The following is a 4096-nucleotide window of genomic DNA, read 5'->3' on the forward strand; positions in this document are numbered from 1 at the left end:
TCCATGCCAGCTACTACTTCCCAAAGAGTTTGGCTGCATTACCACGAATGTAGGCAAATATCAAGCCCAAGACTTGGGTTACTAAGCTGAATATTCCCGGTAAGCTAAAGATGTCAATTGAAGATGGTATCACGGAGGAATTGGTTGCTGCAGGAGTACCGAAGGATAGGATTGTTCTGGCTTTTCATCCCCCCGAGATTCGTGAACATACTGGGTATGCGGTGGCATAGGGTGTGCTTTGGTGGGTTACGCTGTCGAAGGGCGCACCCTTGTATATTAGAAGAAGTAGTAGACCGTCACGCACTGGGAAGAAAGTCACCACAAAACACCGCAATATTTGAAGTATTTTAAACTATATACTATGACAGTAAATTTACCTATCAAACTAGAAAATCTACCTAGAAGTTTACCTCTCGATGGTGCTGTCCGGATCGATTTAGTCGAAGGTGTGCCAATTTTTCGTGCTTCTAGTTTGGTGATTGAACGAATTGAAATACTCCTCGGAAAACAAAAAGAAAATGCACTCACGGAGGAGGAAGAAATAGAATTGGATGGATATGAAGAATTAGATGATTATTTAAGTTTTGTTAATCGTATCCTACGTAATAGTTCGATAATTTAAAGTTATTTTTTATAGTTTTGTGAGTCGTTATATTAGTGAAGCAATCCAAAATCAAGTTCGTAAGCGTGCCCAGCTTTTATGCGAGTATTGTGAAGCAGTACGGTCTTGGGGTTTCCCCAAGTAGAGTAACTGCTGAACCCGGAGGGTCAAGAAGCGCGAACAATGGCAATATGTTCCTTTTACAGTAGACCATGTAATTCCCTTAAGTAAGGGCGGTAGCAATAATATTGATAATTTGGCGTTAGCTTGTTTTCATTGTAATCGTCAAAAGTCAGATCAGGTGACTGCATTTGATGAGGAGTCGAAGACAGAAATACCTTTATTTAACCCCCGTATTGATGACTGGCAAGAACATTTTATTTGGTCAAAAGACACGCTTTATATTCTTGGTATCACTTCAAAGGGGCGTGCAACGGTGTTGACATTGGATTTGAATAGAAAACGAATTATTAATATTCGCGCTGCTGACAAGGAAGTTGGACGACATCCACCAGAAAATGACCCGATTCAAAGTTCAACGTTGTGGGTAGCATCATTTTATTTTCCAGATCCCGAAAGTATGGTAAGTTCTATAGATTGCCGGAGGAGGATGTTGGGTTTCGTTCCTCAACCCAACCTAAAAGATCACGCGATCGCACTAGTGTCGCGGGTGATCGCATTTTGGTATTCATCCGTAAATCTTGAGCGCGTTAGAATCAAAGAGGTCTGTGCTACAATAAAGCCAATGCCTGCTAAAGATATTTACCATCATGCTGTTAGATTTGCATTAGTCAAAGATGGCTGGAAGATTTTAACAGAAGATTATACTTTGGAGTATGGTGGCGATCGCTTATACGTGGATATTGCCGCAGAAAAATCGATCGCAGCAGAAAAGCAGGGTCGAAAAATTCTTGTAGAGGTCAAGAGTTTCTTGGGTCGATCGTTTGTAAATGACCTAGAACAAGCTGTAGGTCAGTATATTGTTTATAGGGATATTTTGGTAGAAAAAGAATTAGATTTTAAACTGTATTTAGCGATCACAAAAGGAACTTAGCAAAATTATTTTAAACGTCAGTTAACTCAGATGATTATTAATCGCAATCAGGTTAATGTGTTGGTCGTTGATTCAGAAAGTGAGGTGATTGAGCAATGGATAGATTAAAGCGTTATCGGCAAATTGTCCAAGAATTTGTAAGAGAATATCATCAGCTTAATAAAAAATCTGGTTCTACAATTGAAAGTGCTTTAGCGTTTGATGAGGTACAGGATCAGTACCTTTTGCTGCTGATGGGTTGGCATAAAGATGAGCGGATTAAGAGTGTGATGATTCATATCCGTTTGAAGGATGACAAGATTTGGATTGAGGAAGATTGGACAGAGGATGGGGTGGCGACAGATTTGTTACAGAAAGGGATACTACGAGAGGAGATTGTTTTGGCATTTCATCCACCTCATGTTAGACAATATACCGAATTTGCAATTGCTTAGCGTTGCACTTTGTTTGGTGAGGGATAGGGAAGTTGTGGTAATGCTTAAGGGATTGGAGGAGTCGCTTAAGGTTAACTCTTTGTCTAAAGGGAAGTTTTCAATATGGTTACTCATAACAATTTAAAATTCAAAATTCAAAATTCAAAATTTAGAAAGTCAGATCAGGTTTTGATTTCCAGGAAAGCATCTGTTGCTTGATTTGGGAGAAGTGATATAATAGATTTACGTAAATCTTTACATAAATTGATGTTTGATTACGAAATCACATCTCCAACGGATGCTAAAAATAACTTTTTTAAGTTGTTGGATATAGTTGCACAAAATAATCAAGTATATATCATCAATCGTCGTGATGGTGAGAATGTTGCTTTGATTACAGAATCGGATTTGAGGAGTTTGGTTGAGACAGTTTATCTGTTAAGAAACCCTACTAATGCAATTCGCCTGCTGGATGCAATTGAGGAGTCTAAGACTGGAAAAATTAAACCTCAAACCATTGAAGAACTTTACTCTGAATTGGGAATTAAGCAAGAAGAAGAAGAAGAAAAAGGCTGAATCCGATCAAGTAAAGCCAGTGGTTGTTAATCGCAGTCCTGGTTTTAGTTCTAGGTTTAAGGAAGATTTGGCTTGGTGGTTCAAGCATGATTTTAAAGTCGCGTCGAAAATTTTGGATTTGGTTACTGCTGTAATGGACAATCCATTTGAGGGCATTGGTAAACCAGAACCATTAAAGTATATGGATGCAAATATTTGGTCACGACGTATTGATTTAGAGCATCGGCTGATTTATCGGGTGGGAAGTAGTCAGATTGATTTTCTGGCTTGTCGGTATCATTATGAGTAGTGGTTTTGTTGGGTTTTATTTTTTAAGCCAATTTCCTCTAATTCACTGCAAAGTCAGTATATTGACGTATAGCAGGTTCTTGAAATGCTAGTACAATATCGGTCTTTGGTACTCCCAATTTGACGAGTTCGTTGGCAAAACCAATTTCAGTTCCATCATGATGTATCCAAATTTTGGCATTTTTGATGCTGAAATGTAGAACACAACCATACATAGGTTGGCGATTCTTCCAGCCGGTATAGACAACCTGGTAATGGTCGTGGTCTGAGTCAAAAATTAAGGCAGCTTCAACATCTTCATCAGATGGACTTTTACTGGCATAGTCACTCAGAAGTTGTTTAATGTATTGGCGATACTGGATTATTTTTTCCATTCTAAAATCACCTCTTCAGATGGATCATAAACCAATAGACTGAGCTGAAAACGCTTAACTACCGTTTGGACAAATGGTAGACTAAAGAAAGTCTTAAATGCCCCAACAGGTATTGCTAAAAACAGTTTGAATTCAGATTTTTCTTGTTCTAAAGCAACTTGGTAATTTAAAAATTGCCCCAGAGCAGTGTGGAATTCAGAAATATTAGATGGATTGGTGAAGCTTTTGATCTCAACAGCAATTTTTTCATTTCCTTTTGTTGCTGCAAGTAACCTCTCAGCTCCCAAATCTATTTGCATATCAACTCGGCCAGATCGAATCCTGAGAGGATCATCGGTAATTGTCCAGCCATCTTTTTCTAGTCCGTGCCTTACAGCATTATGAAATAGGTCTCTCATTCGCTGGCTATGACGGGCAATCTATGCAAATCTTGATACAAGACCATTATACAATAATGGACTTCCTTTAGAGTTTTGAGTTATTCTGGGTTAGGTTAGCGATTGACCGTAGGTCACGCGGGGCGCGTTCGCAATTATTTTCTGCTGCTCCATGAAGGCTGGGAAAATCATCGCCGTGTATATGGTACGGTTGTTGATGGTTCAATCCGCGATGGTAAAATCTGGATTCACTACGACGGTATGGAAGATGGGATCACAGATGAACTGGTTGCTTCAGGAGTACCGAAGGATAGGATTGTTCTTGCTTTTCATCCCCCCGAGATTCGTGAACATACTGGGTATGCGATCGCATAGTGTTTGCTGATAAGTTCTATGACAGTCAATTTACCTCT

7 protein-coding genes and 3 pseudogenes are annotated in these 4096 nt (G+C 39.2%); 8 read left to right on the plus strand and 2 right to left on the minus strand.

What is annotated here, in order from left to right; translation table 11 throughout:
* Positions 1 to 116 precede the first annotated feature (116 nt).
* The 7 genes and pseudogenes from F6K37_RS33775 to F6K37_RS33805 all read left to right on the plus strand — a co-directional run.
* Positions 117 to 230: pseudogene (locus F6K37_RS33775) on the plus strand (element excision factor XisI family protein); the annotation flags it as partial.
* 131 nt (positions 231 to 361) lie between these two features.
* Positions 362 to 622: a hypothetical protein gene (locus tag F6K37_RS33780; protein ID WP_287255092.1), complete on the plus strand. Its 261-nt coding sequence runs from the start codon at positions 362 to 364 to the stop codon at positions 620 to 622.
* A gap of 184 nt (positions 623 to 806) precedes the next feature.
* Positions 807 to 896: pseudogene (locus tag F6K37_RS33785) on the plus strand (HNH endonuclease); the annotation flags it as partial.
* 6 nt (positions 897 to 902) lie between these two features.
* Entirely contained in the window at positions 903 to 1655 is a 753-nt protein-coding gene (locus F6K37_RS33790; protein ID WP_287255094.1) for an element excision factor XisH family protein, read from the plus strand.
* 95 nt (positions 1656 to 1750) lie between these two features.
* The gene (locus F6K37_RS33795) at positions 1751 to 2089 is read left to right on the plus strand and encodes a XisI protein (RefSeq protein ID WP_287255095.1); all 339 of its coding nucleotides are present in this window, start codon (positions 1751 to 1753) and stop codon (positions 2087 to 2089) included.
* A 246-nt stretch (positions 2090 to 2335) separates the two neighbouring features.
* Entirely contained in the window at positions 2336 to 2644 is a 309-nt protein-coding gene (locus tag F6K37_RS33800) for a type II toxin-antitoxin system Phd/YefM family antitoxin (RefSeq protein ID WP_287255097.1), read from the plus strand.
* A complete protein-coding gene (locus F6K37_RS33805) occupies positions 2586 to 2933 on the plus strand; it encodes a Txe/YoeB family addiction module toxin (RefSeq protein WP_287255098.1) in 348 nt (115 codons plus the stop codon). Before F6K37_RS33800 ends, F6K37_RS33805 begins: the two co-directional genes overlap by 59 nt.
* Before the next feature lie 37 nt (positions 2934 to 2970).
* Here F6K37_RS33805 and F6K37_RS33810 read toward each other — a convergent pair whose 3' ends face one another.
* A complete protein-coding gene (locus F6K37_RS33810) occupies positions 2971 to 3306 on the minus strand; it encodes a XisI protein (RefSeq protein ID WP_287255100.1) in 336 nt (111 codons plus the stop codon).
* Positions 3294 to 3704 (minus strand): XisH family protein, encoded by a 411-nt coding sequence (locus F6K37_RS33815; RefSeq protein WP_287255102.1) that lies wholly within the window; start codon positions 3702 to 3704, stop codon positions 3294 to 3296. The genes F6K37_RS33810 and F6K37_RS33815 overlap by 13 nt, the downstream gene beginning before the upstream one ends.
* Before the next feature lie 129 nt (positions 3705 to 3833).
* On the opposite strand from F6K37_RS33815, the pseudogene F6K37_RS33820 reads away from it, so the two are divergent.
* Positions 3834 to 4058, plus strand: a pseudogene (locus F6K37_RS33820) (XisI protein); the annotation flags it as partial.
* Positions 4059 to 4096: the final 38 nt, after the last annotated feature.

Origin of the sequence: Moorena sp. SIO4E2, from assembly GCF_010671945.1 — a bacterium.
Classification (GTDB): Bacteria; Cyanobacteriota; Cyanobacteriia; order Cyanobacteriales; family Coleofasciculaceae; genus Moorena; species Moorena producens.